Origin of the sequence: Zobellella aerophila (assembly GCF_039539325.1) — a bacterium.
Taxonomy (GTDB): domain Bacteria; phylum Pseudomonadota; class Gammaproteobacteria; order Enterobacterales; family Aeromonadaceae; genus Oceanimonas; species Oceanimonas aerophila.
This window is the reverse complement of sequence record NZ_BAABCX010000001.1, coordinates 621,212-647,514: the sequence shown is the minus strand read 5'-3', so window position 1 is coordinate 647,514 and position 26,303 is coordinate 621,212. Positions and strand designations below refer to the sequence as shown.

Sequence of the window (26,303 nt, the reverse complement as noted above, 5' to 3'; positions counted from 1 at the left end):
AAAGATAAAGAAAATTATCGAACAGCTCGGCAATGTATGCCGACAGCCAGGAGCCAGCCTTTTCAGCCCCCGTTTTGAGGATTAACCTGAAAGGTAGACGACGGGCTCCGCCAAAACACAAGGACAACTTTGTGGATATATTTGAACTCGGCCGGGAAGTGGCCGCACGGGCAAGCCGCAGCGGTGCCCTGTGCAGCATTCCCACCCGGGTATTCCCCCACCAGGAGCTGGGGCTGACCTTCTTGATCCACCAGTTGGACGGCCCCTTCCATAAACCCCACGGCACAGGTCCGAACCACGGGGATCCCTTTGCCTCACCGGATCCCGAGCTGCTGGTCGCCCAATACCCCCATTACAGTCTGCTGCTGAACAAGTTTAATCTGCTGGCCAACCACCTGCTGTTGATCACCCGGCGTTTCCAACCCCAGGACGGCTCCCTGACCGAACAGGACTTTGCCGCTTTCTGGCCCTTGCTCACCGCCCATGACGCCATCGGATTCTACAATGGTGGTACCGAGGCGGGGGCCAGCCAGCCACATCGGCACTTCCAACTGCTGCCGGGACACTTCAACACCGGCCTGACAGGTCCCCCGGTCAATCCCAGGGATGCCGATACCCGCCGTCTGCTCTGTCCCCGTGGCATCTGGCTTGCCCTGTGCGCCGACGATGACAGTCACAGGGTGTTTGCTGCCTACCGGCAGGCCTGCCACCAACTGGCGCTGGCGCCGGAACATCCCTTTAACCTGATCCTGCTGCCCCAAGGCCTGTGGCTGATCCCCCGTTCATGCCGACGTGTGGTCACCGAGGTCAATGCCCTCGGCTTTCTCGGCTCCCTGTTCGCCGTCAATCGGCAGGAACTGGACAGCATCCGCCAGTTCGGGGTGGTAAACATACTGCGCCAGGCCAGCACCCTGCCCTCAGACACCGGCCAGGGTGGCTGACTGGTCAAAACCGCCGGGCTGGACCATGCTCATGGACAGGATCAGGACGACACTCGTTCGTCATGGTGACGGAAAATGGAAATGGAGTAGTCCGTTATGTTGAAGCTTCACGGCATCGCCGTCAGTAATTATTACAATATGATCAAGCAGAGCCTGCTGGAAAAAGACATCCCCTTCGAAGAAGTGACCACTCCGCCCTCGCAACAACCGGCGTTTCTCGGCAAGAGCCCCATGGGCAAGATCCCCTGCCTGGAAACCGACCAAGGCTTTATCTCGGAATCCCTGGCCATCATGGAATATCTTGAAGAAACCCGGCCCGAGCCGCCGCTGCTGCCCGCCTCCCCTTACGCCCGGGCCAAGGTGCGCGAAATCATGTGCATCGCAGAGCTCTACCTGGATGGCCCGGCCCGCCGGCATCTGGGTCATGTACTCTTTGGCGAGCCCCTGTCCCAGAGTGCCTATGATGAAGTCAGGCCCCAGGTGGTCCGGGGGCTGGCAGCGCTCACCCGGGTGGAGCAATGCAGCCCCTGGATAGCCGGCCACGAATTCAGCTATGCAGACATAGTGGTACTGCACGTGCTGAGTCTCGTCCTCCCCCTGATGGACGCCGTCTACCATTGGGATCCGTTGCATGAAGTGCCGACCCTGGCCGCCTGGCTGACGCGGGTCGCCGAGCGGGAACACAGCAAGACCGTCATTGCCGCACAGCAACAGGCACTGGCGGCGATGCAGGCCAACCAATAATCCCGCCCCAGGATCTGGCATGGTTCATGCTTTATTTTAGTGCCGGGCAAGGTACCCAAAAGGGTGCGCCCAGGCACCAGCATGGTGCTGATTCTATTTTTAAATTATTTTTCAAATACTTATAAAAATACCTTCGGCACTAAAATGGGCAAAATAAAGTAACACCCAGCATTCATGCACCTTTTTGGGGTGATAACTCGTAGCATGCACCACCAAGGTGCAAACACCGCTGTTCCCGCAGCATAGATGTAAGGAGATTTTGGTGAATGGAAAATGTAACCAGTGCCGTTGAAGCCCTGACGCAAAGCGCAAACACCCTGTTTATCCTGATGGGAGCCATCATGGTCTTTGCCATGCATGCCGGATTTGCCTTTCTCGAGGTCGGCACGGTCCGCCATAAGAATCAGGTGAATGCCCTGGTTAAGATCATGACCGACTTTGGCTTTTCCGCCGTGGCCTATTTCTTCGTCGGTTATTGGATCGCCTACGGCGTTACCTTTTTTCAGGATGCCGAGACCCTGGCGGCAAGTAATGGATACCAGCTGGTCAAATTTTTCTTCCTGATGACCTTTGCCGCGGCCATTCCTGCTATCGTGTCGGGCGGCATTGCCGAGCGTGCCAAATTCTGGCCGATCCTGACCGCGTCGACCCTCTCGGTGGCCTTTGTCTATCCGTTCTTTGAAGGCATGATCTGGAACGGCAATTACGGTTTCCAATCATGGTTGGCAACCTCTTTCGGCGCCGGGTTTCATGACTTCGCCGGCTCGGTGGTGGTCCATGGTGTCGGCGGCTGGATTGCGCTGGTCGCCGTGTTGTTACTGGGCGTCCGCCGGGGCCGTTATCGCGGTGGCCGCCTGGTCGCGTTTCCGCCCTCCAATATTCCATTCCTGGCCCTGGGGGCCTGGATCCTGTCGATCGGCTGGTTCGGCTTCAACGTCATGTCGGCCCAGACCCTGGACGGCATCTCCGGCTTGGTAGCGGTCAACTCGCTGATGGCGATGGTCGGCGGTATCATCACCGCCCTTCTACTGGGCAGGAATGACCCTGGTTTTATCCATAACGGCCCCCTGGCCGGCCTGGTTGCCGTTTGTGCCGGCTCTGATCTGATGCACCCCATCGGTGCCCTGGTGGTGGGCGCGGTAGCCGGCGCCCTCTTTGTCTGGCTGTTTACCCTGCAGCAGAATAAATGGAAAATCGACGATGTGCTGGGGGTCTGGCCACTGCACGGCATGTGCGGCGCCTGGGGCGGCATCGCCGCCGGTATTTTCGGGAGCCAGGCGCTGGGTGGCCTGGGCGGGGTCAGCCTGGCGTCTCAGCTGATCGGCACCCTGGCCGGGGTGCTGACCGCCCTGCTCGGTGCCGCCCTGGTCTACGGCGGCATCAAAGCCGTTGCCGGCATCCGCCTGAGTGACGAGCAGGAGTTTGACGGTGCCGATCTCAGCATTCATAAGATAGCCGCCAATCCCAAGGAATGACCGGCCCTGCCCGGCAACGGATACCCTTGGATAGAGGCGACAAGATAGCCGACAAATATCCAACCGAATAGCCGCCACTGCCGGGCAACGGCTGCCCCTTATCAACCTGGTACCGGAATACGCTTCAGGGCCCAGAGACAAAAACGCCCGGCCATGGCCGGGCATTTGCATGAACAGACCGAAGGCTCAGTTGGCTCGGCTGCGATACTCGTCGGTACGGGTGTCGATCTCTATCTTGTCGCCGATCTCGACAAATGCCGGCACCGACAGTTCAAAGCCGGTTTCCAGCTTGGCCCGCTTCATCACCTTGCCGGACGTATCCCCCTTGGCGGCCGGCTCGCTGTAAACCACTTCACGCACCACTATGGTCGGCAGCTGGACGGAGATCGGTTTTTCATTGTACAGCACCACTTCACACTGCATGCCGTCGACCAGATATTTCAGGGCGTCGGCCATGTTCTCGGCTTCCACCTCGAGCTGGTTGTATTCTTCATCCATAAACACATAGAGGGGATCGGAAAAATAGGAGTAGCTGACTTCCTTATGTTCAAGGATCACCTGCTCGAATTTATCATCCGCCCGATACACGCTTTCGGTGCCCACACCCGTCAGCAGGTTTTTCAGTTTCATCTTCACCACAGCGGCGTTACGGCCGGATTTATTGAACTCGGCCTTCAGTATGACCATGGGGTCACGGCCGATCATAATCACCTGGCCTGCACGCACTTCCTGAGCTGTCTTCATCATGATTTTTCAATCTCGGTGTTGGAAAAGGGGGAAAAAATCGGCGCGATTATAGCCTGCTTCCCCGGCAAAACCGCACTAGATTCGTCGCCAGATCACCGACTTTTTTTTGCCGCTCAATCCAGTCCTCGGCGTGACGCATCAAGGCATCATAGTGGGCGATAAAGGCGGGCCAGGCCGCGGCGACGCCCGTCTCTCGATCCCAGGCCTGCCAGAAATCATACAGGGCCCGGGCCGGCCCGGACGCCAACCCCGCGGTATATCGGTCCAGGAAAGCCTGCAACTTGATCCGGTGGGCATTTTCCTGCTGTCGGTAGAGTTGCCAGACCAGCGGCCGTCCCGCCCACTGGGCGCGCACAAAAGAGTCCTCGCCACGCACCAGGTTCAGATCGCAAGCCCACAACAGGCGGTCATAATTGTCCTGTTCGAGGAAAGGCATGACCCGCACCTGCAGGTTCCCCCGTTGCCAGTGGGCGCCGGGTTCGGCTCCTTCCTGCCCGAACCAGTGCGCCACCGGCTCGGCGTAGCGTCCTTCCGGCAGCAGACAAAATACCGGCCGGGGCGACGCACTCCAACAGTGGAGCAAGGCCGGCAGCTCGGCACTGCCGTAGCTGAACAGCGACAACCTGAGCTCCCCGGGCGCCGGTTGAGGCAGCTCGAGCCGATGCCAGAAGGCCGCCAGCCCGGCACTGTCGGCCTGGAAGGCACGACGCCGCTCGAGCAAGCCACGTTCACGCAATAAGCCACCGGTGTCCGCACCGAAGCCCGGAAAAAAGAAGTGTTTGCGCAACGGCAGCTGCGGATGGGGTGAGGCCAGGCCATGACATTCCCCCACCCAGGCTTCCGCACTCAGGTATTCGAGGTTGATCCACACAGGTGCGCTCTTGCGTGCCGCCATGGCCGCGATATAAGAAGCCGGCAGGGTACAGGCGAAGGCTTCGATTACCACATCCGCCACCGATGGCTCCGGCTCGAGAGGCTCCCCCCAGCGACGCACGCAGACCCCCCGCCGGATCTGCTCATCACGGGTCGGGTCCAGCGAACGCAGCAACCGCTGGAAGCTGTGCAGATCATCGACCCACAGCCGCACTTCCAGGCCGAACTCGGCCACCAACTGCCGGGCCAGCCGCCAGCAGACACCGATGTCGCCGTAGTTATCGACCACGCTGCAGAACAGATCCCAGCGTGGTCGCCGTTGCGGGTCAGTCATCTCGATTGCCTCATGTCACAGTCGGTAAAACCCGGCATTGCCGGAATAAAATAAGACCCGCCCCGGACGATAGCTAAGATCGCGACGGGACGGGCCTCTCGGGGCGGCAGGCAGTGCCGGACTAGAGTTTCAGCTTATCCAGCAGACCGGGCAGCTTCTCCCTGAGTTTATCGAGTTTCTCTTCATCCAGCTTCTCTCCGAGTTTCTCGCTCAGGCGTTCGGCTTCTTTATCCACCTTGTCCTTCAGATAGCGGTCAAACACCAGCTGCATATCCAGGCCATAGTTAGGCTCCTGATAGGTGCCGGTAATGCGCAACGGCACAGTGATGCCTTTCAACTCGTCCATGGGTTTACCATCCTGCCCTTCCAGGGTGCCGACGATGGTGGTGTCCAGCAAAAAATCCAGGGATTTATCCTGCAAGCGGGTGTTGCCCGCCCCATGCAGGCGCAGCAAGGGCGACGCCATCTGCAGGTTGTCGGTACTAACCAGCCCCTTGCTCACGATAAAATCCGCGGTCAGGGCGCTGAAGTCGGTTTTTTGCACCGCCTCCTCCGCCGGCAGCGGCTGCCCCTTCACCTGGGCATAGCCACGGCGGAGCAGGGCGGGAATATTCACCCCATACAGGGCGCCGTCCCGAATGTGCAGCTGGCTGTTGCCCTTGAGGCTCCGCTTTATGCTGTCGGCATCCAGCCCCCGCCCCTGCAAGTCCAGGCTCAGATCGGCGCTGCCCGCCAGGTGATCGACATCCAGGGCGGCCTGCAGCAACTGGCGGGCATCCACCTGCTCCAGCTGTTTATGCACCCGGAAGGCGACCGGGCTCTTGTTGGTATCCAGCTCACCGCTGGCCTGTATCTTCCCCTGGTAGAGGCTGGCCTCGGCATCTTCGACCTTGAGTCTGCCTTTCGCCACTTTCAGCAGCAGGCGCAACCGCTCAAGCTCCATGCCATGGGCCAGGACCTTGTCGGCCTGTAGGGTACCGGACAAGTCCAGGTTTTTAAGGAACCCCAAGTCGGGCTCTGCCGACTTGTCGCCGTTCGTGGCCGGCACCTCGGGAACCGCGGCTTGTGCTCCATCCTCATCCGTGCCTGCGCCCTCCTCCACCAGCGACCATTCCGCCATCAGGGTGTCCATATCCAGCAGCTCGGTCGCCAGTTCAAAACGCACCGCGGGTACCGGGGTATGGCTGACGGACAGCTCGCCCTGCACCTCCAGGGCACCCAGAGCCAGCTGCATGTCACTGATCCTGGCGGTTTTGTCGGCCAGCACATAGTCCAGCGAGCCGCTCAGCTGCAGCTGCTTATTGCCCGGCAGGACCCGTCCCCGGGCGTCCAGGCTCAACACCAGCCCCTCAAGTTGCAGCCGGTCGAACTCGGGGGACAGCCGCAGCTGGCCCTGGGTGTCGATCTTGGCCTGGATTTCATCCCGAAACAGATCGCCCGACAGGCTGACCGGCACAAACTCGCCGGGGGCAAAGCGGGCCAGCTGCAGATTGACCTGATTGATGCGGGTCAGGCTGTCGCTGCGCTCATCCTGCAATATCACTTCCGCATTCTCAACCCGCACCCCGGCCAGGCTGAAACTTAAGGGGGAGCGCCGGGAAACGCTGCCCGGCTGTTCGTCACCGGCGGGGGCGGCCTGCCCCGGTTGCCGGCCCGGCTCGCTCAAGTCATCCAGGTTGCTGACCCCATCGGCCCGGGTCAACAGATGGAGGCGGGCATTGTTCAGCACCGCCTCACCGATCTCGATGCGATCATCCAGCAGCGGCATCAGGGCCACATCCAGGCTGGCCTCGCCGATCGACAATGTTGCCCCCTCCGCAAAGCCGTCCGGATTCAGCAAGGCGGACTTACCCAGGGTAAAACCGACCGAGGGAAAAAAGCGCCAGCTGATATCTCCCTCGATAACCAGAGTACGGCCGGTCCGCTCCCGTACCTGATCGATCATCACCCGCTTGACCCTGTCGGTATCCACCAGCTGGACCAGCACCACCATGGCCAGCACCACCAGCAGTAACAACCCCCCAAAAAAATAAAGTAATTTTTTCATTGTTATTATCCTGTTTAGTTTTTCAGTCCTGATTGATACGGCTGGCGTCCGCTCCCTTCTGGGACTTGTACTTGGCATTGGAACGGCTCATGTAAGGCCGCTCGGCCGGTCCCGACATGGTTTCAAAATTCAGCGCCCCGATCACCATTTTTGGCCGCAGGGCCAGCGGCAGCTTACCGCTGTTGTAAAACTCCAGTACGATACGCCCGGACCAGCCGGGATCGATACGGTGGGCGGTCACATGCACCATCAGACCCAACCGAGCCAGGGAGGAGCGCCCATCGAGCCAGCCGACGATATCATCCGGCAGGGTAACAGACTCGTGTGTCACCGCCAGGGCCAGCTCGCCCGGATGCAGGAAGAAGGCCTCGCCATCGGGAATAAAGATCTCGTCGCTCATCACCCGGTTGATGGCTTCGGACACCTGAGCACCGGGGCCACTCAGGTCGATGTAGGGGGCTGTGTGATCCTGGAACACCCGGAACTCATTGCCCAGCAGCACATCCAGGCTGACGCCGCTGATGCGTTCGGGCGAGGGCTCGGGCACGATGCGGATCCTGCCCTCGGCCAGCATCAGCTTGATATCACGGTCACAAAGACGCATTACAACTCCTTAAACTGAACATTAATCCATCAGCAGATGGCGGATCCGGGATTTGATCATATCGGTGGCGATGCGGTTCTTACCACCCCGGGGCACTATGATGTCGGCGTACTGCTTGGAAGGCTCGATAAACCGTAAAAACATGGGCCTGACCGTTTCCCGGTATTGTTGCAGGACCGACTCCATGGACCGGCCCCGCTCTTCCACATCCCGCTGCAGACGACGGATAAGACAAATATCCAGCGGGGTATCCATAAAGATAGTGGCATCCATCAGTTCACGTAGCCTGGCATCGGTGAGCAGCAGTATGCCTTCGAGGATGATGACCTTTTTCGGCGCGAAGCGGATGGTTTCCGAGGTACGGGTGTGGGCCACGTAGGAATATTGGGGAATATCCACCGATTGTCCCTGTCTCAACCGCTGCAGCTGGGCGGCCAGCAACGCGTGGTCCAGCGCCTTGGGATGGTCATAATTGGTTTTCAGCCGCTCTTCCATGGTCAGCTCACTTTGATCCCGGTAATAACAGTCTTCGCTGATCACCCCGATTTCGGCGGCATCCAGCTCGGCGATCAGTTCATGGTAGATGGTCTGGGCAATCAAACTTTTTCCGGAAGCAGACGCACCGGCAATGCCGATAATGACACAGCTGCGGCTTGGCTCTAACATAACAACCTCTAAATATGGCAGCGAGATAGGCTTAATGATAACGAGTCGGCCACGCCGCTCCTCAAAAGACAAGCGGGCGTGGCCGGAACCCACAGGGCACGAGGGCCCCGTGGCGCTATACCAACTTGGTATATAAGCTGGTGGGAATGGGCTTACCCGCGAAATACAAACCGGCCGCCACCCGGGCGGCGATATCCAGATAGGCCCGGGCAATATGGCCATCCGGGTCGGCCACCACGGTCGGCGTGCCCAAGTCCATATGCCGGCAGATATTCACATCCAGCGGCAGACGGCCGAGCAGGGAGACCCGCTGTTCGCCGGCGACCCGGGCGCCGCCGCCCTCCCCGAACAAGGCTTCCTGATGACCGCACCGGCTGCACTGGTGATAACTCATGTTTTCGATCACCCCCAGTACCGGGATATTGACCTTGCCGAACATGTTGATGCCCTTGACCGCATCGGCCAGGGCCACGTTTTGAGGTGTGGTCACCACCAGGGCACCGGTGGTCGGTACCTGCTGGGAAATGGTGATCTGGATATCGCCGGTCCCCGGCGGCAGATCGACCACCAGGTAGTCGAGCTCACCCCAGCGGGTTTCCCGCAGGATCTGGGTCAGCGCCTTGCTGGCCATGGGACCACGCCAGACGGTGGCATCGTTGGCACCGACCAGGAAGCCGATGCTGTTGGCCACCAGTCCATGAGCCTGGATCGGCGCCATGGTCTTACCGTCATCGCTGTGGGGCTTGGCATCGGCCACGCCCAACATCATGGGGATGGAAGGACCATAGACATCGGCGTCGAGCAGGCCGACCCGTGCCCCCTGGCGCTTCAGGGCCAGGGCCAGGTTGACCGCCGTGGTCGACTTGCCGACCCCGCCCTTGCCGGATGACACGGCGATGATATTACGCACCCCACCGATCCCCTGGGCCTCGTTGGCGCGGGCCAGGGTAGCCACATCGATGCGCAGATCCCAGTTGACCGCATGGGCCGCACTTATCTGGCACAGCTCGTCATCCAGGCTCTTCAGACTGTCGAGCACAGCCGTGTCGGCAAAGGGCAGCACCAGGCGGATGCTGAGAACGCCGTCGGCCATCTCGATGGCCCGCACAAAACCGGCGCTCACCGGATCTTTCTGCCAGTATTCGGGTTTGAAATGCTCAAGCCTGGCGGTTATTTGCTCTTTTATCATCGATGCTGCTACCTGCTGGTATACTTGCCTGCACTCTACCAAAAAGCCCGGGCCGACGAAACGCTCACCCCGGCTTAATACCGCCTGGCGGCGCAATTATATGCCTGGGACACATGAAATCACGGACAGTCCCGGTGAGCCACACCCCGACCTCCACTCCTTGGCCAGCCGGACAATCTCGGGTAACATGCGAGGTCCCACGCGATTCATTCAACTCATTCAACAAGATGGAAATTATGGTCAACGATCCACGTAAGATTCTCGTCACCTGCGCCCTTCCCTATGCCAACGGCTCGATCCACCTTGGCCATATGCTGGAGCACATTCAGGCCGATATCTGGGTTCGCTACCAGCGAATGCGTGGTCATCAGGTCCATTTCATCTGTGCCGACGACGCCCATGGCACCCCGATCATGCTCAAGGCTCAGCAACTGGGGGTGGATCCCGAGGCCATGATTGCCGCCGTGCAGCAGGAGCACAAGGGCGACTTCGATCGCTTCAATATCAGTTTCGACAATTATCATTCCACCCACAGCCCGGAAAACCGGGAGCTGGCGGCGCTGATCTACGGCAAGCTCAAGGCCAATGGCTTTATCCAGAGCCGCAGCATCTCCCAGCTGTTCGACCCCGAACAAGCCATGTTCCTGCCGGATCGTTTCGTCAAGGGCACCTGCCCCAGCTGCAAGGCGGAAGATCAGTACGGCGACAACTGCGAAGTGTGCGGCGCCACCTACAGCCCGGTGGAGCTGATCAATCCCAAGTCCGCGGTATCCGGCGCCACCCCGGTGATGAAAGAAACCGAGCACTTCTTCTTCGACCTGCCCCAATTCGAGGGCATGCTCAAGACCTGGACCCGCTCCGGCGCCCTGCAGGAGGAAACCGCCAACAAGATGGGCGAGTGGTTCGAGTCCGGCCTGCAGCAGTGGGACATCACCCGCGACGCACCCTACTTCGGCTTTGAAATTCCCGATGCCCCGGGCAAGTATTTTTATGTCTGGCTGGATGCCCCCATCGGCTACATGGGCTCGTTCAAGAATTACTGCGACAAGCGCGGCGACCTGAGCTTCGACGAGTACTGGAGCAAAGACAGCAGCACAGAGCTATATCACTTTATCGGCAAGGACATCGTCTACTTCCACAGCCTGTTCTGGCCCGCCATGCTGGAAGGCAGCGATTACCGTAAGCCGTCCAATATCTTTGTGCACGGCTATGTCACCGTCAACGGCGCCAAGATGTCCAAATCCAAGGGCACCTTTATCAAGGCCGGCACCTACCTGGAACACCTGGACCCCGAGTGCCTGCGTTACTACTACGCCGCCAAGCTGTCCAACCGCATCGACGATCTGGACTTGAACCTGGATGATTTCGTCGCCCGGGTCAATGCCGACGTGGTCAACAAGCTGGTCAACCTGGCTTCGCGCAACGCCGGCTTTATTGCCAAGCGTTTCGACGGCGCCCTGTCGGCCGAATGCGCCGAACCGGAACTGTATGCGGAGTTTGCCGATGCCGCCGAACGTATCGGCCAGGCTTACGAACAGCGCGAGTACGGCCGCGCCATCCGCGAGATCATGGCGCTGGCCGACAAGGCCAACCGCTATGTAGATGACAAGGCACCCTGGGTGGTCGCCAAGCAGGAAGGCCGGGACGCCGAGCTGCAGGCCATCTGCTCTATGGGCATCAACCTGTTCCGGGTGCTGCTGACCTACCTCAAGCCGGTGATGCCGCAACTGGCCGAGCGGGCCGAGGCCTTCCTCGACAGCGAACTGAGCTGGGCGACGGTGGCCGAGCCGCTGCTGGGCCACAAGGTCAACAAGTTCAGCGCCCTGTTCAGCCGCATCGACGCCGACAAGGTCGTCGCCATGATCGAGGCCTCGAAAGAGGATCTGGTCGCCGAACAGGCCCAGGTCGCCAAGGCCACAGGCCCGCTGGCCGACGACCCCATCGGTGACACCATCAGCTTCGATGACTTCGCCAAGGTCGACCTGCGGGTGGCCTTGATCAAAAAGGCCGAAGCGGTACCCCAGGCCGACAAGCTGCTGCGCCTGCAGCTGGATCTGGGCGGCGAAACCCGCCAGGTGTTCGCCGGTATCAAGTCGGCCTACAACCCGGAAGAGCTGGAAGGCAAGCTGACGGTGATGGTCGCCAACCTGGCGCCGCGCAAGATGCGCTTCGGCATGAGCGAGGGCATGGTGCTGGCCGCCGGCCCGGGCGGCAAGGACCTGTGGATCCTCGAGCCCCACGACGGCGCCCAGCCGGGGATGCGCATCAAATAACCCTTCGAAGCTGAAAGCGGTATGCTGGAAGTAGAAAGCCCGGTTCTTCCGGGCTTTCTGATTTCTGAAGACCTTATCTTTTTTGCAGGAGGCCCCCCGGCCGATAGCCCGCAGACCAAAGCCAATCGCGGCGAGGTCGCCGCTGCCATAGTCAACATCATTAGCCCTAGGTTGGGATAAGCAACGAATCCCAAGACAAGGCGCACCATAAAAAAGCCCGGATCTCCGGGCTCTTTGTTGCTGACCGCTTACGACTTAAAGCTTCATATCAACATTCAATGATATTCACCGCAAGGCCGCCACGGGCGGTTTCCTTGTACTTGGTTTTCATGTCCATACCGGTGTCGCGCATGGTCTTGATCACCTTGTCGAGGGATACCTTGTGGTCGCCATCGCCACGCAGGGCCAGCCGGCTGGCATTGATGGCCTTGACCGAGCCCATGGCATTGCGCTCGATGCAAGGCACCTGTACCAGGCCGCCGACCGGATCACAGGTCAGGCCCAGGTTGTGCTCCATGCCGATTTCGGCGGCATTTTCCACATGATCGATGGTACCGCCCACCACGGCGGTCAGGGCACCGGCCGCCATGGAGCAGGCAACACCCACCTCACCCTGGCAACCGACTTCAGCACCGGAAATGGACGCATTTTCCTTATACAGGATGCCGATGGCGGCGGCGGTCAGGAAATACTGCACCAAGGCATCGTCGTCCACCGGCTGCACAAACTTGTCGTAGTAATGGAGCACGGCGGGAATGATACCGGCGGCACCATTGGTCGGCGCCGTCACCACCCGGCCACCGGCGGCATTTTCTTCGTTGACCGCCAGGGCAAACAGATCCACCCATTCCATCACACTCAGCGGATCCTTGTTGTACTGGGATTCGCTGGTCAGGCGGCGATAAAGCGAAGGCGCACGACGCCTGACCTTGAGGCCGCCGGGCAGGATACCCTCGGTTTTGCAGCCGCGCTTGACACAGGCCTGCATCACCGCCCAGATCTCGCGCAGCCCCTGCACTATCTCTGCTTCGCTGCGGTTGACCTTTTCGTTGGCCATCATCAGGCTGCTGATCGACATGCCGTGCTCACGGCACAGGCGCAACAGTTCGGCGGCACTCTTGAAGGGATAGGGGGCAGGATTGGCGACCTGCGCGGCTTCCGCCTGGCTCTTGGTGTCGGAAAAGTCTTCCGCTTTCACCACGAAACCACCACCGATGGAATAATAGGACTGCTCGCTCAGCAGCTCATCACCCACAAAGGCCCGGCAGGTCATGCCATTGCTGTGCAGCGGCAGGGTCTTGCGACGATGGAAGGTAACCGCACCGGTGCGCGGGAACTCGACCCTGTGGCTCTGGTTGAGCAGCAGCGTCTGACTGGCATCGACCTCGGCCAGGAAGCCGGGGATCATTTCCACATCGACGCTTTCGGGATCGAAGCCGGCCAGGCCCATGATCACCGCCTTGCCGGTGCCGTGACCGATGCCGGTCTGGCCCAGAGAACCGAAGAGTTCGACCTCGACCCGGGTAACCCGGGTCAAGTTATCCTGCTCTGCCAGAGCCTGAACAAAGGCATGAGCCGCCCGCATGGGCCCCACGGTATGGGAAGAGGAAGGGCCAATGCCAATACTGAACATATCGAACACGCTAATCATCTGATCACTCCAAGCACAACAGGTATTGAATGCAGCCATTCAACTTATATTGAATGATTGTAGATTTTTTTTAGCGACAACCCAACAAGATTTTTTGAAGATGTGATCGAAATGTCAAATCCGGGATGGAAGAAGGAGGGACAGGAAACATGGAACATGGGAACCGACGGCCAGAGAGTCCCCCCGGGCCGGCAATATACCCGTTGTAGCCTGGGTGGGTATCTAAGATGGGAGGCTTATCTGGCGACCTGCAGGGCAAACTGATGCAGCACGGCGGCGGTAATGCCCCATACCCAGATCCCTTGCCAGCGGATGAAACAGACGGTGTGCAGCCGGCCACGGCGACGCAGGGTAAACAGATGATGCCGCCTGAGGTCGAGCAAATACTCGAGCGGCACCTGGAAGACTTCCTCCACCTCGGCGGGATTGGCGGTAAAACGGGCGGAGGCATCCACCAGCCCGACAAAGGGCGTCAACGCAAAGCCGGAGACCGTATACTGGGCACGCAGCCGGCCCAGCGGCTGGCACAGGCTCGGATCCAGGCCGATTTCCTCTTCGCTTTCCCGCAGGGCCGTGTGCCACAGGCTGATGTCGGTCTCTTCCACCCGCCCGCCGGGGAAGCTGACCTGCCCCGGATGATGGCGCAGATGGCGGCTGCGCCGGGTGAGTATCAGCTCCAGGCCCCGCTCGCCTTCCTGCAGGGGCAGCAGCACGGCCGCCGCCTGGGCATGGGCGGGCAAAAACGGATCGGATAGCGGCGGCAACAGGTTAAAACGGGCCAACAGCTCTGCCCGAGTCATAGTTCCTCCAGGACGGGAAGTATCTTGCCCAGTTTATCAAATAACTCCTGATATTCATCGGTCACCCGGGAGTCGGCCACCACACCGCCGCCCGCCCAGCAATACAGCCGGTCTCGCTCCGCCATCAGGGTGCGGATGGTAATGCTGGTGTCCATCCGTCCATGGCTGCTGATATAACCGATGCTGCCGCAATAGGCATGGCGGCGATGGGGCTCCAGCTCTTCGATGATTTCCATCGCCCGCACCTTGGGCGCCCCGGTAATGGAGCCGCCGGGAAAGGTGGCCGCCAGCAGATCGGTGCCGTCCAGCCCCGGCTGCAGCTCGCCGGTGATGGTGGACACCAGGTGGTGAACCGCCGGAAAGGACTCGATGGCGAACAGGCTGGGCACCCTGACCGAACCGGGTACACAGACCCGGCCGATATCGTTGCGCAGCAGATCCACTATCATCAGGTTTTCGGATCTGTCCTTGGGGGCGTCGGCCAGCTCGGCGGCCAGGGCCGCGTCCTCGGCTGGGCAACTGCCCCTGGGCCGGGTGCCCTTGATCGGCTTGGTTTCCACCCGCCGGCCGTCGAGCTCAATAAAACGCTCCGGCGACAGGCTCAGCACGGCCCCCTCTGGCAGCTGCAGGAAGGCGGAAAACGGCGCCCGGTTATGGGCGCTCAGGTGACGATAGGCCTGCCAGGCGCTGCCGTTGAAGGGAGCATCGAAGCGCACCGTCAGATTGATCTGATAGCAGTCGCCGGCACGCAGATAGGCCTGCACCCGCTCGAAGTTGGCCCGATAGTCGTCATAGTCCTGATTGGCCCGCCAGCCCCCCTCGAGCCGGAACGGCTGCGCCGGCGCTACCCGTTGCGCCCGCCACCAGGCCAGCCGCTCATGCAATTGCGCTTCATCCCCCAGCGCCAGCAGATGGGCCTGGCCGGTCTGGGTATCGATAACCCAGGCCCAGTCGAAAATACCCACCGCCATGTCCGGGGTGGCCAGTTCATCGGCAGCCAGGCTCGGCAGCCGCTCCAGACGGCGGCCGAGGTCGTAACCGAACAGCCCCAGGGCACCGCCCAGAAACGGCAGATGGGCCCATTGCGCCGGGGCCTGGAGCCGGCCCAGCAGGCGTTGCTGGAGCCCTTGCAGCAGGGTAAAGGGGGAATCCGGGGAGGTCTCCTGCTTTCCCTGGCAGTCGATCAGGGTGGTTTCGCCCCGGGTCACCAGGGTGGCCAGGGGCGCGGCGCTGATAATATGGAAACGGCTGTCGGCACGCTCAAGGGTGCCCGACTCCAGCAACATGGCCCAGGGCAGGTGGGCGATAGGGGCAAAGAAATCATGTACCGAGCCGGTGAAGGGCTGGCTATGAATTTGCAACATTATGTAATCCAATCGACAGTTTTGGCAGTTCGCCTGGCGCACAGGTTGGCAGGCAAGGGCGGCAAAGCGTATCATAGCGGGGCTTATAACAACACAGAGCTAGCCCGATAACCCATGAGGAAGCCATGAGCATTATCAAGAAGCAGGACTTTATCGACTCAGTCGCAGACGCCCTACAGTACATCTCCTATTATCATCCCCTCGACTTCGTCAAGGCAATGGAAGAAGCCTACCACAAAGAGCAGAGCCAGGCCGCCAAAGACGCCATCGCCCAGATCCTGATCAACTCGCGCATGTCCGCCGAAGGCCACAGGCCCATCTGCCAGGATACCGGCATCGTCACCTGTTTCGTTAAAATCGGTATGCAGGTGCAGTGGGAAACCGATATGACGGTCCAGGAAATGGTGGATGAGGGCGTACGCCGCGGTTACAACAACCCCGATAACCCCCTGCGCGCCTCTATTGTCGCCGATCCCGCCGGTCGCCGTATCAACACCAAAGACAACGCCCCGGCCGTAGTGCATGTCGAGATGGTGCCCGGTGACCATGTGGAAGTGGCCATCGCCGCCAAGGGCGGCGGCTCGGAGAACAAGTCCAAGATGGTCATGCTCAACCCCTCCGACGATATCGTCGAGTGGGTGCTGAAGACCCTGCCGACCATGGGCGCCGGCTGGTGTCCGCCCGGAATGCTCGGCATCGGCATCGGCGGTACCGCCGAAAAGGCCGCGGTACTGGCCAAAGAATCGCTGATGGACCCGGTCGATATCCACGAGCTGAAAGCCCGTGGCGCCGAGACCACCGAAGAAAAACTGCGCCTGGAAATCTTCGAGAAAGCCAACAAGCTGGGCATTGGCGCCCAGGGCCTGGGCGGCCTGACCACGGTGTTGGACATCAAGATCAAGTCCGCGCCCACCCACGCGGCCTCCAAGCCGGTGGTGATGATCCCCAACTGTGCCGCCACCCGCCATGTGCACTTCCACCTGGACGGCTCGGGCCCCGCCGAACTGACCCCGCCGAAGCTGGAAGACTGGCCGGAAGTCACCTGGGAAGTGGGCGAGAACGTACGCCGGGTCAACCTGGATACCGTGACCCGCGACGACATCGCCCAATGGAAGATGGGTGAAACCGTACTGCTGTCCGGCAAACTGCTTACCGGCCGCGACGCCGCCCACAAGCGCATCCAGGAAATGCTCAAGAACGGCGAGCCGCTGCCGGTCGACTTCAAGGACAGGTTCATCTATTACGTGGGTCCGGTCGATGCCATCGGCGACGAGGCCGTGGGTCCCGCCGGCCCCACCACCTCGACCCGGATGGACAAGTTCACCGATATGATGCTCGAACAGGCCGGCCTGCTCGGCATGGTGGGCAAGGCCGAGCGCGGCCCGGCCACCGTCGAGAGCATCAAGCAGCACAAGGCCGTCTATCTGATGGCGGTGGGCGGCGCCGCCTACCTGGTAGCCAAGGCGGTCAAGAAAGCCCGGGTGCTGGCCTTCGAAGATCTGGGGATGGAAGCCATCTACGAATTCGAGGTGGAAGACATGCCGGTCACGGTGGCGGTTGACAGCGAAGGGCACAACGCCCACGTCAGCGGCCCGGCCATCTGGCAGGCCCGTATCGAAGAACTGGACGGCAAACTGGCCGGCTAACAGCACTGGCAAACAGCCGGGGGCAGCCCTGCCCCCGGCTCAGTGGGTATCGAAGCCGGCATAATCAGCGACCGCTATCTCCTCCTGCTCCAGGGCATCAACCCGGGCATGGGACGGCCCTCCCCCCGCCAGCCAGTCCACCAACTGCTGCACATTGTGCCGTTCTCCCTCGGCCACCACCTCGACCCGACCATCGGCCAGGTTACGGGCATAGCCGCTGACCCCCAGGATTTCTGCCTGGCGCTGGGTGTAATAACGAAACCCCACCCCCTGCACCAGACCGCTGACCCAGATTTTTTTCGCCACCTTCGCCATCATGGTTTCGGCTCCCCGTTTGTGTTTTGCCAAGCCACACCCTAGAATTGTGGCCCTTTATCAGCAAAGCCACCATAAGTATGACCGCAGCCATCTATCTTACCGCCGGCCGGGAAAAATCCCTGCTCCGCCGCCATCCCTGGGTGTTCTCCCGCGCCGTCGAGCGGGTGGAAGGCCAACCCAATGCCGGCGACACCATCAACATCTACAGCCATAACGGCAAATGGCTGGCCCGAGGCTTTTATTCTCCGCAATCCCAGATCCGTGCCCGGGTATGGACCTTCGACCAGGACGAAACCATAGACGGCGACTTCTTTTACCGCCGCCTGGCCCGCGCCAAAGATGGCCGCCAGCCGCTGATCGAAGAGCAGGGCCTCACCGGCTACCGGCTGTGCGCGGCCGAGTCAGACGGCCTGCCCGGGGTGACCATAGATGTCTATGCCAATGTGCTGGTGTGCCAGTTGCTGAGCACCGGCGCCGAACGCTGGCGGCCTGTCATCGTCGAGGCGCTGCAAGCCCTCTATCCCGACGCCTGTATCTATGAGCGTTCCGATGTCGCGGTGCGCAAGAAGGAAGGCCTGAAGGAGCGCAAGGGCCTGCTGGCGGGCACCCTGCCTCCCCAGCCGCTGGTGATCGAGGAAAACAACGGCGTGCGCATCCTGATCGACGTGGAGCAGGGGCACAAGACCGGCTTCTACCTGGATCAGAGAGACAACCGCCGCATCGCCGGCCGTTACTGTAAAGACAAGCGGGTATTGAATTGCTTCAGCTATACCGGCGGCTTCGGCGTCTATGCCCTGCAGGGGGGTGCCAAAGAGGTGATCAACGCCGATGTCTCCGAGTCCGCCCTCGCCCTGGCGCAACAAAACGCCGAACTCAACGGCCTGGATCTGAGCCGGGCCCGCTTCGAGCAGGCCGATGTGTTCAAGCTGCTGCGGGAATACCGGGAGCAGGGAGAGCGTTTCGATGTGATCGTGCTGGACCCGCCCAAGTTCGCCGAGAACAAGGCCCAGCTCAACGGCGCCTGCCGCGGCTACAAGGACATCAACATGCTGGCGTTCCAGTTGCTGAACCCGGGCGGTATCCTGCTTACCTTCTCCTGTTCAGGGCTACTGACCGCGGATCTGTTCCAGAAAATCGTCGCCGACGCCGCCCTCGATGCCGGCCGGGACGCGCAAATCCTCGAGCGACTCAATCAGGCCGCCGATCATCCCATCGGCACCGCCTACCCGGAAGGTCATTACCTCAAGGGCCTGGTGGTCAAGGCCTGGTAACCGCTGCGGGTCCGGTAGCCACCGGACCCGCATGTGCCCGCAAACACCTCCCTTGGTTAATGCGCTTTGTCACCATTGCGATTAGTATAGGGAGCTTACCCCAAGCAAGATCCATGGAGCCCAAGTGGAACCGATTCGTCTGACCCAATATAGCCATGGCGCCGGCTGCGGCTGCAAGATCTCCCCCAAGGTACTGGACACCATATTGCAAAGCCAGTTGCCCAGCTTTAACGACCCCAGCCTGGTGGTCGGCAACGGCAGCCGGGACGATGCCGCCGTGGTCGATATCGGCAACGGCATGGGCATCATCTCCACCACCGACTTCTTCATGCCGATTGTCGATGATCCCTTCACCTTTGGCCGCATCGCCGCCACCAATGCCATCAGCGACATCTACGCCATGGGCGGCACGCCCCTGGTGGCCATCGCCATCCTCGGCTGGCCGCTGGACAAGCTGCCGCCGGAAATTGCCCAGCATGTCATCGACGGCGGCCGCCAGGCCTGCCATGACGCCGGCATCAGCCTGGCGGGCGGCCACAGCATAGACGCCCCCGAACCCATCTTCGGCCTGGCGGTGACCGGCCAGGTACCGCTGACACGCCTCAAGCGCAACGATACCGCGGCGGCCGGCGACAAGCTGTTCCTCACCAAGCCGCTGGGGATCGGCATCCTCACCACCGCCCAGAAAAAAGGCGTGCTGCGCGACAAGGACAGCCAGCTGGCGCCGGAGCTGATGTGCCAGCTGAACAAACCGGGCCAGGCCTTTGCCCTGCTCGAGGGCGTCAGCGCCATGACCGATGTCACCGGCTTTGGCCTGATGGGCCACCTGCTGGAGATGTGCGAAGGCGCCAACGTCAGTGCCCGGCTGGAGATGGCGCGCATCCCGCTGCTGCCCAACCTGGATCATTACCTGGAAGCCGGCGCCGTACCCGGTGGCACCCTGCGCAACCTGGACGCCTACGGCCACAAGCTGGGTTCGCTGAGCGTGCGCCAGCAGCGGCTGTTGTGCGATCCCCAGACCAGCGGCGGCCTACTGGTGGCGGTCCGCCCCCAGGCCGAGGCCGAGTTTCTCGCCGCTGCCGCCGAATTTGGCCTGAAGCTGAAAGCCATCGGCGAGCTGACCGAGCCGGGCGCCAACCGCATCGAGGTGCGTGGTGACTGAACTGGTTGACGATTACGGCCGGCTGCTGGGCGAGGATATCCCCCTGCTCGATCTGCGCGCCCCGGTGGAGTTTAGCCAGGGCGCCTTTCCCCTGGCCAGCAGCCTGCCGTTGATGACCGATGATGAACGTGCCCGGGTCGGCACCTGTTACAAGCAACAGGGCCAGCAGGCGGCCATCGAGCTGGGTCACCGGCTGGTGGCCGGCGAGCTGCGCGAACAACGGCTGCAGGGCTGGATGGACTGGCTGACCCGGCATCCGGACGGGGTCATCTATTGTTTCCGGGGCGGGTTGCGCAGCGAAACCGTTCAACATTGGCTAGCCCAGGCCGGCCGCCCCGTCTCCCGGGTCAAGGGCGGCTACAAGGCGCTGCGCCGGCATCTGCTCGGCGTTATCGAACAGGGCTTCGAGGGGCCGGGGTTTGTACTGGCCGGGCTCACCGGCAGCGGCAAAACCGACTGGCTGTCGCGTACCCCCCTGGCCCTGGATCTGGAAGCCTGTGCCCACCATCGCGGCTCCAGCTTCGGCCACTGGGGAGAACCCCAGCCGACCCCTATTAACTTTGAAAATCGCCTCGCCATCGCCCGGCTCAAACAGCGGCGGGCCGGCATTGACGGCTGGCTGGTGGAAGACGAAAGCGCCATGATCGGCCGCTGTGCCCTGCCCCTGGATCTCTATCGGAAGATGCAGCAAGCGCCGCTGCTGGTGCTCGAAGTCCCCTTCGAACAGCGGGTCAGGCAAATCCAGTACGATTACGTGGATCTGATGCTGACCCATTTCCATCAGGATATGGTCCGTCTCGGCGACTATCTGCAGGACAGCCTGAAACGCCTCTACAAGCGCCTGGGTGACCGGGAATGGCGCCGGTTGTCGCACATCATGGATGACGCCCTGGCCCAACAGGCCAAGGGCTTTGGCAGCGACGGCCACCGGGAGTGGATTGCCGAGCTGCTGACACGTTACTACGACCCCATCTACCACCGCCACCTGGCGGAGAAGGAGTCGCGTATTGTCCGGCGTGGCGAGGCGGATGAGCTGGCCGAGTGGCTGGCCAGCCAGCCCGAGGCCCGAACTCTGCCTTCCGCCTGATGCTATGCAGACTACGCCGAGCATGACATTATGTTAAAAAAAGAGTGAATCGATGCTGAACCGAGTTACCCTGCCCGTCACCCCTTTCGCCCAGAACTGCAGCCTGGTGTGGTGCAGCGCCACCCATAAGGCGGCGCTGATCGATCCCGGCGGCGAAACCGAGCGGCTGCTGGCCGAGATTGAAGAACGCGGTCTGCTCCTGGAAAGCATACTGCTCACCCACGGCCATCTGGATCATGTGGGCGCCACCGGTGAGCTGGCGGCCGGCACAGGGGTGCCGGTGATCGGCCCTCAGCGGGAGGACGCCTTCTGGATCGACATGCTCGAGCAGCAGGTCCAGATGTTCGGCTTTCCGCCCGTGGTGCCCTTCAGCCCTAACCGCTGGCTGGAGGGCGGCGACACCGTCCGGGTCGGCCAGGAGAGCCTGGTCGTTTATCACTGTCCCGGCCATACCCCTGGCCACCTGGTGTTTGTACATCAGGCACAGCGGTTGGCCTTTGTCGGCGATGTGCTGTTCAACGGCTCTATCGGCCGCACCGACTTCCCCCGGGGCAACCACCAGCAGCTGATCGACGCCATCACCCATACCCTGCTGCCGCTCGGCGACGACATCGTCTTTGTCCCCGGCCACGGCCCGGAGAGCAGCTTCGGCGAGGAGCGGCTCAACAACCCGTATTTGCGGTAATACCGCGTCTGTAAGTTCGGATGAGTATCAAGTGGGAGGCCCGGCCTTGGGCCTGTCCCCGCGCCCACAGGTTATGGCCGGCTACCCACCCAGGTGCTCGGCAAAGAAACCCAGGGTCCGGGACCAGGCCAGCTCGGCCGCCTCCGGATGATAACGGGGCGTGGAGTCGTTATGAAAGCCGTGCTGAGTGCCTGGATAGGTAAACGCCTGGTAACGCACCTTATGCTGCTGCAACGCCTGTTCATAGGCCGGCCATCGGGCGTTGATACGCTCATCGTTCTCGGCCATCTGTACCAGCATCGCAGCCCTGATGTCGGCGACCGTCTCAAGGTCCGGCGCCATGCCGTAAAAAGGGACGGCGGCGCTGATCAGCTCCGGTAGCTCGGCCGCCAGCCTGTTGGCCATGCCGCCGCCGAAGCAAAAACCCACGACCCCCAACTTGCCGTTGCCGCCGTCCAGGGCGCTCAGGAAACGGGCTGCCGCGAAAAAGTCGGCGACCACCTTGCCGGCATCCAGTTGTTGCTGCAGGACCCGGCCGTCATCGTCATTGCCCGGATATCCGCCCAGCGGATAGAGGGCATCGGGCGCAAAGGCGATCAACCCGGCTTTGGCCAGGCGCCGGGCCACATCTTCGATATAGGGGTTGAGCCCCCGGTTCTCGTGCACCACCAGCACGGTGCCGACCCGCTGTGACAGCTCACGGGGCTGAACCAGATAGCCGCGTCCCTTGCCGTGCCCTTCCGGTGAGTCGAACTCCCGGTAGCTGCCCTGGATATCAGGATCGTTGAAAGACACCTGCTGGGCCCGGGCATAATCGGGCTTGAGGGCGTTAAACAGCGCCCAGGCCGTCATCCCGCCCACCGCCACCCGACCCAGGCCGGTTAAAAACTGGCGGCGGTCAATAAAACCGTGGGCGTATCGATCATACAGCTCAAAGGCTTTGGCCGGGATCATGGGGACATTCCGTTGCTTGCTCATGTGCTTGCTCCTGTATCTATACCAAACTGAGTGTAGCAGCCCATCGGTCTCAAAGCGGCCACACCCACAGCAGCATGGGCACGCTGACCAGGATGACGATCAGCTCCACCAGCAGGCCCAGCCGCCAGTAATCTCCGAAGCGAAATCCCCCCGGCCCCAGGATCAGGGTATTGTTCTGGTGGCCGATGGGGGTAAGGAAGGCACAGGAGGCACCGACCGCAATGGCCATCAGGAAGGCATCGGCGCTGACTCCGAGTTGGGCGGCGGTACTGATGGCAATCGGGCACATCACCGCCGCCGTGGCCGCATTGTTCATCAGATCAGACAGGAACATGGTCACCACCAGCAGCAGCACCAGCCCAATCACCGCCTGCCCCTGCGCCGCCTTGTCCAGCAACAGCTGCGCCAGCATATCGGCGGTGCCGGTAGTCGCCATGGCATCGGCCACCGGCAGCATGGCGCCCAACAGCATGATCACCGGCCAGTCGATGGCGCTGTAAATGGAGCGCAGCGGCACCAGCTTCAATGCCACATAGGCCAACACCCCGATGGCGAATGAGATGGCCGCAGGCAGCACTCCCAGGGCGGCCGCCCCGACCACCACCGCCATGATCAGGGCGGCGGTCAGTGCCTGCCCCTCCTCCGGTACCCGGATATCGCGGGCGGCCAGGGGCAGGCAGCCGAACTCGGCGGCAAAACCTGACAGGGACTCGGGGCTGCCCTGCACCAGCAACACATCCCCGGCCTGCACGGGTGCCGATTGAAGTCGCTTGATCGAATGCCTTCCTTCGCGGGAAATGGCCAGCAAGTTGATGCCATAGCGGGAGCGCAGCTCAATGTCGGTGGCCGAACGACCGACCAGCAGGCCGGTGGGCGTCACCACCAGTTCCTGGATCTCCACCTCGTCTGAGCCGGATGTCTCTTCGCCGTTTTCTTCATCGGGCAAGTCCTGGTGCGCTGGCCGGGGGCCATCCCTCCGTTTGCCGTTTTGTTCATCTTCTTCGTTGGCGGATTCCTGCCCTTCCAGCTTGAGACCCAGGCTGGACAACGCCAGGACCAGGGACTCGGGCTCGACCTCGATCACCAGGATATCGCTGGCCTGCAATAACCGCCGGGTATTGGGCACGGGAATACGCACCTCCCCGCGCACCAGGCCGACGATCTGGGCATCGGCTTCATCCAGCATCCGCTCGACCTCGCGCAGGCTCATGCCGACCGCCTTGCTGCCTTCGACAATGCGCACCTCACTCAGGTAGGCCGCGGAGTCAAAACTGCCGGCATCCGCCTGTTTGCGCACCGGCACCAGCCGCCAGCCGACCAAGCCGACGAAGACCACCCCGGCAGCCGCCACGGCCAGGCCCACCGGAGTAAAATCGAACATGGCGAAACTGCCCATCCCGGCCTCGGCCCGGAATCCGGAGACGATCAGGTTGGGCGGTGTGCCGATAAGCGTGGTCATGCCCCCCAGGATGGAGCCGAAGGCCAGGGGCATCAGTACCTGGCCCGGCGGCAATTCCTGGCTGGCGGCGAGCTGCATGGCGACCGGCATCAGCAACGCCAGGGCACCGACATTGTTCATAAAGCCGGACAGCAAGGCCGCCAGGCCGATCAGCGTCAGTATGCTGAGGGTCGGTCCCTTTGCTGCAGGCAGGCACCGCTGCGCCAGTACATTGACCGCCCCGCTTTTCTGCAGGCCATATCCCAACACCAGTACACAGGCCACGGTCACCACCGCCGGGTGGCCAAAACCGGCAAACGCCTCCTCGGCCGGCACCAGGCCGGTGAGCACGCACACCAGCAGGGCGGCCAGCGCCACCAGATCGTGTCGCCATGTCCCCCACAGGAGCATGGCCATGGTCGCCACCAGCACGGCAATAATGATCAGTTGTTCGACGGTCATAGGCGCTCCAACAGGATGCATCCGGGCATCGGCCCGCACAGTCACAGTGTAGGCCGGGTTTCTGACCCGGGGCACGACTTCACCCACAAACCACGGCCCGAACCCGTCGGCCCCACCAACGGCGGAAGATCCCCTCGCCGTATTCCATCCCGGCTCCAACTAGGGTATAAGGGCGCTATGAAAACTCCGAAACGAATCCAACCCCTGGTTGATGAAGGCCTGATCGATGAGGTCATCGGCCAGCTGATGAGCGGCAAAGAAGCCACCGTCTATATGGTGCGCTGTGGCGCCGAGATCCGCTGCGCCAAGGTCTACAAAGAGGCCAGCAAACGCAGTTTCAAGCAGGCGGTGCAATACCAGGAAGGCCGCAAGGTGCGTAACAGTCGCCGGGCCAGGGCCATGGAGAAGGGCTCCAAATTCGGTCGCGACCAGCAGGAGCAGGCCTGGCAGAATACCGAGGTAGACGCCCTCTACCGCCTGGCAGCGGCCGGGGTGCGCGTCCCCCAGCCCTACGGCTGCTTTGACGGTGTGCTGCTGATGGAGTTGATCACCGATGACGAGGGTTTGGTAGCCCCGCGCCTGAACGACGTGTCCATGTCTGCCGAGCAGGCCCGGGAAGATCACGCCCTAGTGATGCGGTACGTGGTGCGCATGCTCTGTGCCGGGCTGGTCCATGGGGATCTTTCGGAGTTCAACGTGCTGGTGGATGAGTCCGGGCCGGTGATTATCGATCTGCCCCAGGTGGTGGATGCGGCCGCCAATAACCATGCCCAGTGGATGCTGGAGCGGGATGTGAACAATATGACCAGCTACTACGGCCAGTACGCCCCCGAATTGCTGGAGAGCCGCTATGCCAAGGAAATGTGGGCGCTGTTCGAAGCGGGCGAATTACACCCCGAGGTCGCCCTGACCGGCTTGTTTGAAGAAAGTACCCAAGCCGCCGATGTCGACTCGGTGCTGGAAGAAATCAAGGCGGCCATGGCCGAAGAGCAGGCCCGCCAGGCGCGCATGCACGAAGCCCGGCAGCCGGATTGAAGGTTATTCAGAGAGGATCCTATAAATACTCAGTGCCGCCGACAGACCGAGCAGCCAAGCACTCAGGGTAAGCTCTTCCACCGCAAAACCGAGAAAACGCTGTTTATTGGTCAGCTCACCCGCCAGCCTTTCGACGGCATCAAGATGATCATCACAGAGGTGCCGGCTGGCCTCTTCCGCATTTTCAGCATCAAGACAGGCCAGTGTTTTCCGCTCAACCGGCAGGGCCCAGCGCTCGCCGCTGCGCCAGGTCAGCAAGGCATGACCCCAGGCGCAGATCAGTGCAAACACGGCCAGCAGAAGCGAGATCAACCTAAGCCAGCCGACTGGGTGAGCAGGATGGAAGAGTACGCCAGCCTGGATAATGGCAATCAGCGCCACGGCGATAATGATGACGGTGGCAACGATAAGCAGGGTGGCACCTTGTTGCTCGATATAGCTCAGCCTGGACAGCCGTTCATGGTATCTGTCGCTTAGGTAGGCAAGCTTTTTGTTCATTTGACTCCCGTGCAT

23 protein-coding genes are annotated in these 26,303 nt (G+C 61.5%); 10 read left to right on the top strand and 13 right to left on the bottom strand.

What is annotated here, in order from left to right; all coding sequences use genetic code 11:
• Positions 1-131: 131 nt before the first annotated feature.
• The 3 genes from ABD806_RS02970 (at position 132) to ABD806_RS02960 (ending at position 3,160) form a co-directional block, all read left to right on the top strand.
• Positions 132-941 (top strand): DUF4922 domain-containing protein, encoded by an 810-nt coding sequence (locus ABD806_RS02970; protein WP_344954551.1) that lies wholly within the window; start codon positions 132-134, stop codon positions 939-941.
• A 96-nt stretch (positions 942-1,037) separates the two neighbouring features.
• The gene (locus tag ABD806_RS02965) at positions 1,038-1,685 is read left to right on the top strand and encodes a glutathione S-transferase family protein (RefSeq protein WP_344954549.1); all 648 of its coding nucleotides are present in this window, start codon (positions 1,038-1,040) and stop codon (positions 1,683-1,685) included.
• A 266-nt stretch (positions 1,686-1,951) separates the two neighbouring features.
• The gene (locus tag ABD806_RS02960) at positions 1,952-3,160 is read left to right on the top strand and encodes an ammonium transporter (protein ID WP_344954547.1); all 1,209 of its coding nucleotides are present in this window, start codon (positions 1,952-1,954) and stop codon (positions 3,158-3,160) included.
• Positions 3,161-3,346: 186 nt separating this feature from the next.
• Here the strand turns inward: ABD806_RS02960 and efp are convergent, their stop codons facing one another.
• The 6 genes from efp to apbC all read right to left on the bottom strand — a co-directional run bounded on the left by efp (position 3,347) and on the right by apbC (position 9,662).
• Complete coding sequence (efp, locus tag ABD806_RS02955) at positions 3,347-3,904, bottom strand: elongation factor P (RefSeq protein WP_344956421.1); 558 nt, start codon at positions 3,902-3,904, stop codon at positions 3,347-3,349.
• Between the two features lie 49 nt (positions 3,905-3,953).
• Complete coding sequence (gene earP / locus ABD806_RS02950) at positions 3,954-5,114, bottom strand: elongation factor P maturation arginine rhamnosyltransferase EarP (RefSeq protein ID WP_344954545.1); 1,161 nt, start codon at positions 5,112-5,114, stop codon at positions 3,954-3,956.
• Between the two features lie 121 nt (positions 5,115-5,235).
• Positions 5,236-7,161 (bottom strand): AsmA family protein, encoded by a 1,926-nt coding sequence (locus ABD806_RS02945; RefSeq protein WP_344954543.1) that lies wholly within the window; start codon positions 7,159-7,161, stop codon positions 5,236-5,238.
• Between the two features lie 22 nt (positions 7,162-7,183).
• Positions 7,184-7,765 carry a dCTP deaminase gene (gene dcd / locus ABD806_RS02940; protein WP_344954541.1) on the bottom strand — a complete coding sequence of 194 codons (582 nt, stop codon included), beginning with the start codon at positions 7,763-7,765 and terminating at the stop codon, positions 7,184-7,186.
• A 21-nt stretch (positions 7,766-7,786) separates the two neighbouring features.
• Positions 7,787-8,431 (bottom strand): uridine kinase, encoded by a 645-nt coding sequence (gene udk / locus ABD806_RS02935; protein ID WP_344954539.1) that lies wholly within the window; start codon positions 8,429-8,431, stop codon positions 7,787-7,789.
• Positions 8,432-8,546: 115 nt separating this feature from the next.
• Positions 8,547-9,662, bottom strand: a complete 1,116-nt coding sequence (gene apbC, locus ABD806_RS02930; protein ID WP_344954537.1) for an iron-sulfur cluster carrier protein ApbC — start codon at positions 9,660-9,662, stop codon at positions 8,547-8,549.
• On the opposite strand from apbC, the gene metG reads away from it, so the two are divergent.
• Positions 9,623-11,893, top strand: coding sequence for a methionine--tRNA ligase (gene metG / locus ABD806_RS02925; RefSeq protein WP_344954535.1), 2,271 nt, complete (start codon positions 9,623-9,625; stop codon positions 11,891-11,893). The genes apbC and metG overlap by 40 nt on opposite strands.
• A gap of 268 nt (positions 11,894-12,161) precedes the next feature.
• Here metG and ABD806_RS02920 read toward each other — a convergent pair whose 3' ends face one another.
• From ABD806_RS02920 to pabB, 3 genes are all read right to left on the bottom strand, one after another.
• Complete coding sequence (locus ABD806_RS02920) at positions 12,162-13,544, bottom strand: L-serine ammonia-lyase (RefSeq protein WP_344954532.1); 1,383 nt, start codon at positions 13,542-13,544, stop codon at positions 12,162-12,164.
• 236 nt (positions 13,545-13,780) lie between these two features.
• The gene (locus ABD806_RS02915; protein WP_344954530.1) at positions 13,781-14,344 is read right to left on the bottom strand and encodes a CoA pyrophosphatase; all 564 of its coding nucleotides are present in this window, start codon (positions 14,342-14,344) and stop codon (positions 13,781-13,783) included.
• Complete coding sequence (gene pabB / locus ABD806_RS02910) at positions 14,341-15,708, bottom strand: aminodeoxychorismate synthase component I (protein WP_344954528.1); 1,368 nt, start codon at positions 15,706-15,708, stop codon at positions 14,341-14,343. Before pabB ends, ABD806_RS02915 begins: the two co-directional genes overlap by 4 nt.
• A gap of 125 nt (positions 15,709-15,833) precedes the next feature.
• Here pabB and ABD806_RS02905 point away from each other — a divergent pair, with 125 nt between their 5' ends.
• The gene (locus ABD806_RS02905; RefSeq protein ID WP_344954526.1) at positions 15,834-17,354 is read left to right on the top strand and encodes a fumarate hydratase; all 1,521 of its coding nucleotides are present in this window, start codon (positions 15,834-15,836) and stop codon (positions 17,352-17,354) included.
• Between the two features lie 39 nt (positions 17,355-17,393).
• On the opposite strand, the gene yccX is transcribed toward ABD806_RS02905, so the two are convergent.
• Positions 17,394-17,702, bottom strand: a complete 309-nt coding sequence (yccX, locus tag ABD806_RS02900) for an acylphosphatase (protein WP_344954524.1) — start codon at positions 17,700-17,702, stop codon at positions 17,394-17,396.
• A gap of 47 nt (positions 17,703-17,749) precedes the next feature.
• On the opposite strand from yccX, the gene ABD806_RS02895 reads away from it, so the two are divergent.
• From ABD806_RS02895 to ABD806_RS02880, 4 genes are all read left to right on the top strand, one after another.
• Positions 17,750-18,943 (top strand): class I SAM-dependent methyltransferase, encoded by a 1,194-nt coding sequence (locus ABD806_RS02895; RefSeq protein WP_344954522.1) that lies wholly within the window; start codon positions 17,750-17,752, stop codon positions 18,941-18,943.
• A 124-nt stretch (positions 18,944-19,067) separates the two neighbouring features.
• Entirely contained in the window at positions 19,068-20,105 is a 1,038-nt protein-coding gene (selD, locus tag ABD806_RS02890) for a selenide, water dikinase SelD (protein WP_344954520.1), read from the top strand.
• Positions 20,098-21,192 carry a tRNA 2-selenouridine(34) synthase MnmH gene (mnmH, locus tag ABD806_RS02885; RefSeq protein WP_344954518.1) on the top strand — a complete coding sequence of 365 codons (1,095 nt, stop codon included), beginning with the start codon at positions 20,098-20,100 and terminating at the stop codon, positions 21,190-21,192. The genes selD and mnmH overlap by 8 nt, the downstream gene beginning before the upstream one ends.
• A 52-nt stretch (positions 21,193-21,244) precedes the next feature.
• Positions 21,245-21,877: an MBL fold metallo-hydrolase gene (locus ABD806_RS02880; protein ID WP_344954516.1), complete on the top strand. Its 633-nt coding sequence runs from the start codon at positions 21,245-21,247 to the stop codon at positions 21,875-21,877.
• Between the two features lie 81 nt (positions 21,878-21,958).
• Here the strand turns inward: ABD806_RS02880 and ABD806_RS02875 are convergent, their stop codons facing one another.
• The gene (locus tag ABD806_RS02875; protein ID WP_344954513.1) at positions 21,959-22,855 is read right to left on the bottom strand and encodes a dienelactone hydrolase family protein; all 897 of its coding nucleotides are present in this window, start codon (positions 22,853-22,855) and stop codon (positions 21,959-21,961) included.
• 49 nt (positions 22,856-22,904) lie between these two features.
• Positions 22,905-24,755, bottom strand: a complete 1,851-nt coding sequence (locus ABD806_RS02870) for an SLC13 family permease (protein WP_344954511.1) — start codon at positions 24,753-24,755, stop codon at positions 22,905-22,907.
• Positions 24,756-24,932: 177 nt separating this feature from the next.
• On the opposite strand from ABD806_RS02870, the gene ABD806_RS02865 reads away from it, so the two are divergent.
• Positions 24,933-25,790 carry a PA4780 family RIO1-like protein kinase gene (locus tag ABD806_RS02865; protein WP_344954509.1) on the top strand — a complete coding sequence of 286 codons (858 nt, stop codon included), beginning with the start codon at positions 24,933-24,935 and terminating at the stop codon, positions 25,788-25,790.
• A 3-nt stretch (positions 25,791-25,793) separates the two neighbouring features.
• On the opposite strand, the gene ABD806_RS02860 is transcribed toward ABD806_RS02865, so the two are convergent.
• Positions 25,794-26,288, bottom strand: coding sequence for a hypothetical protein (locus tag ABD806_RS02860; protein WP_344954507.1), 495 nt, complete (start codon positions 26,286-26,288; stop codon positions 25,794-25,796).
• Positions 26,289-26,303: the final 15 nt, after the last annotated feature.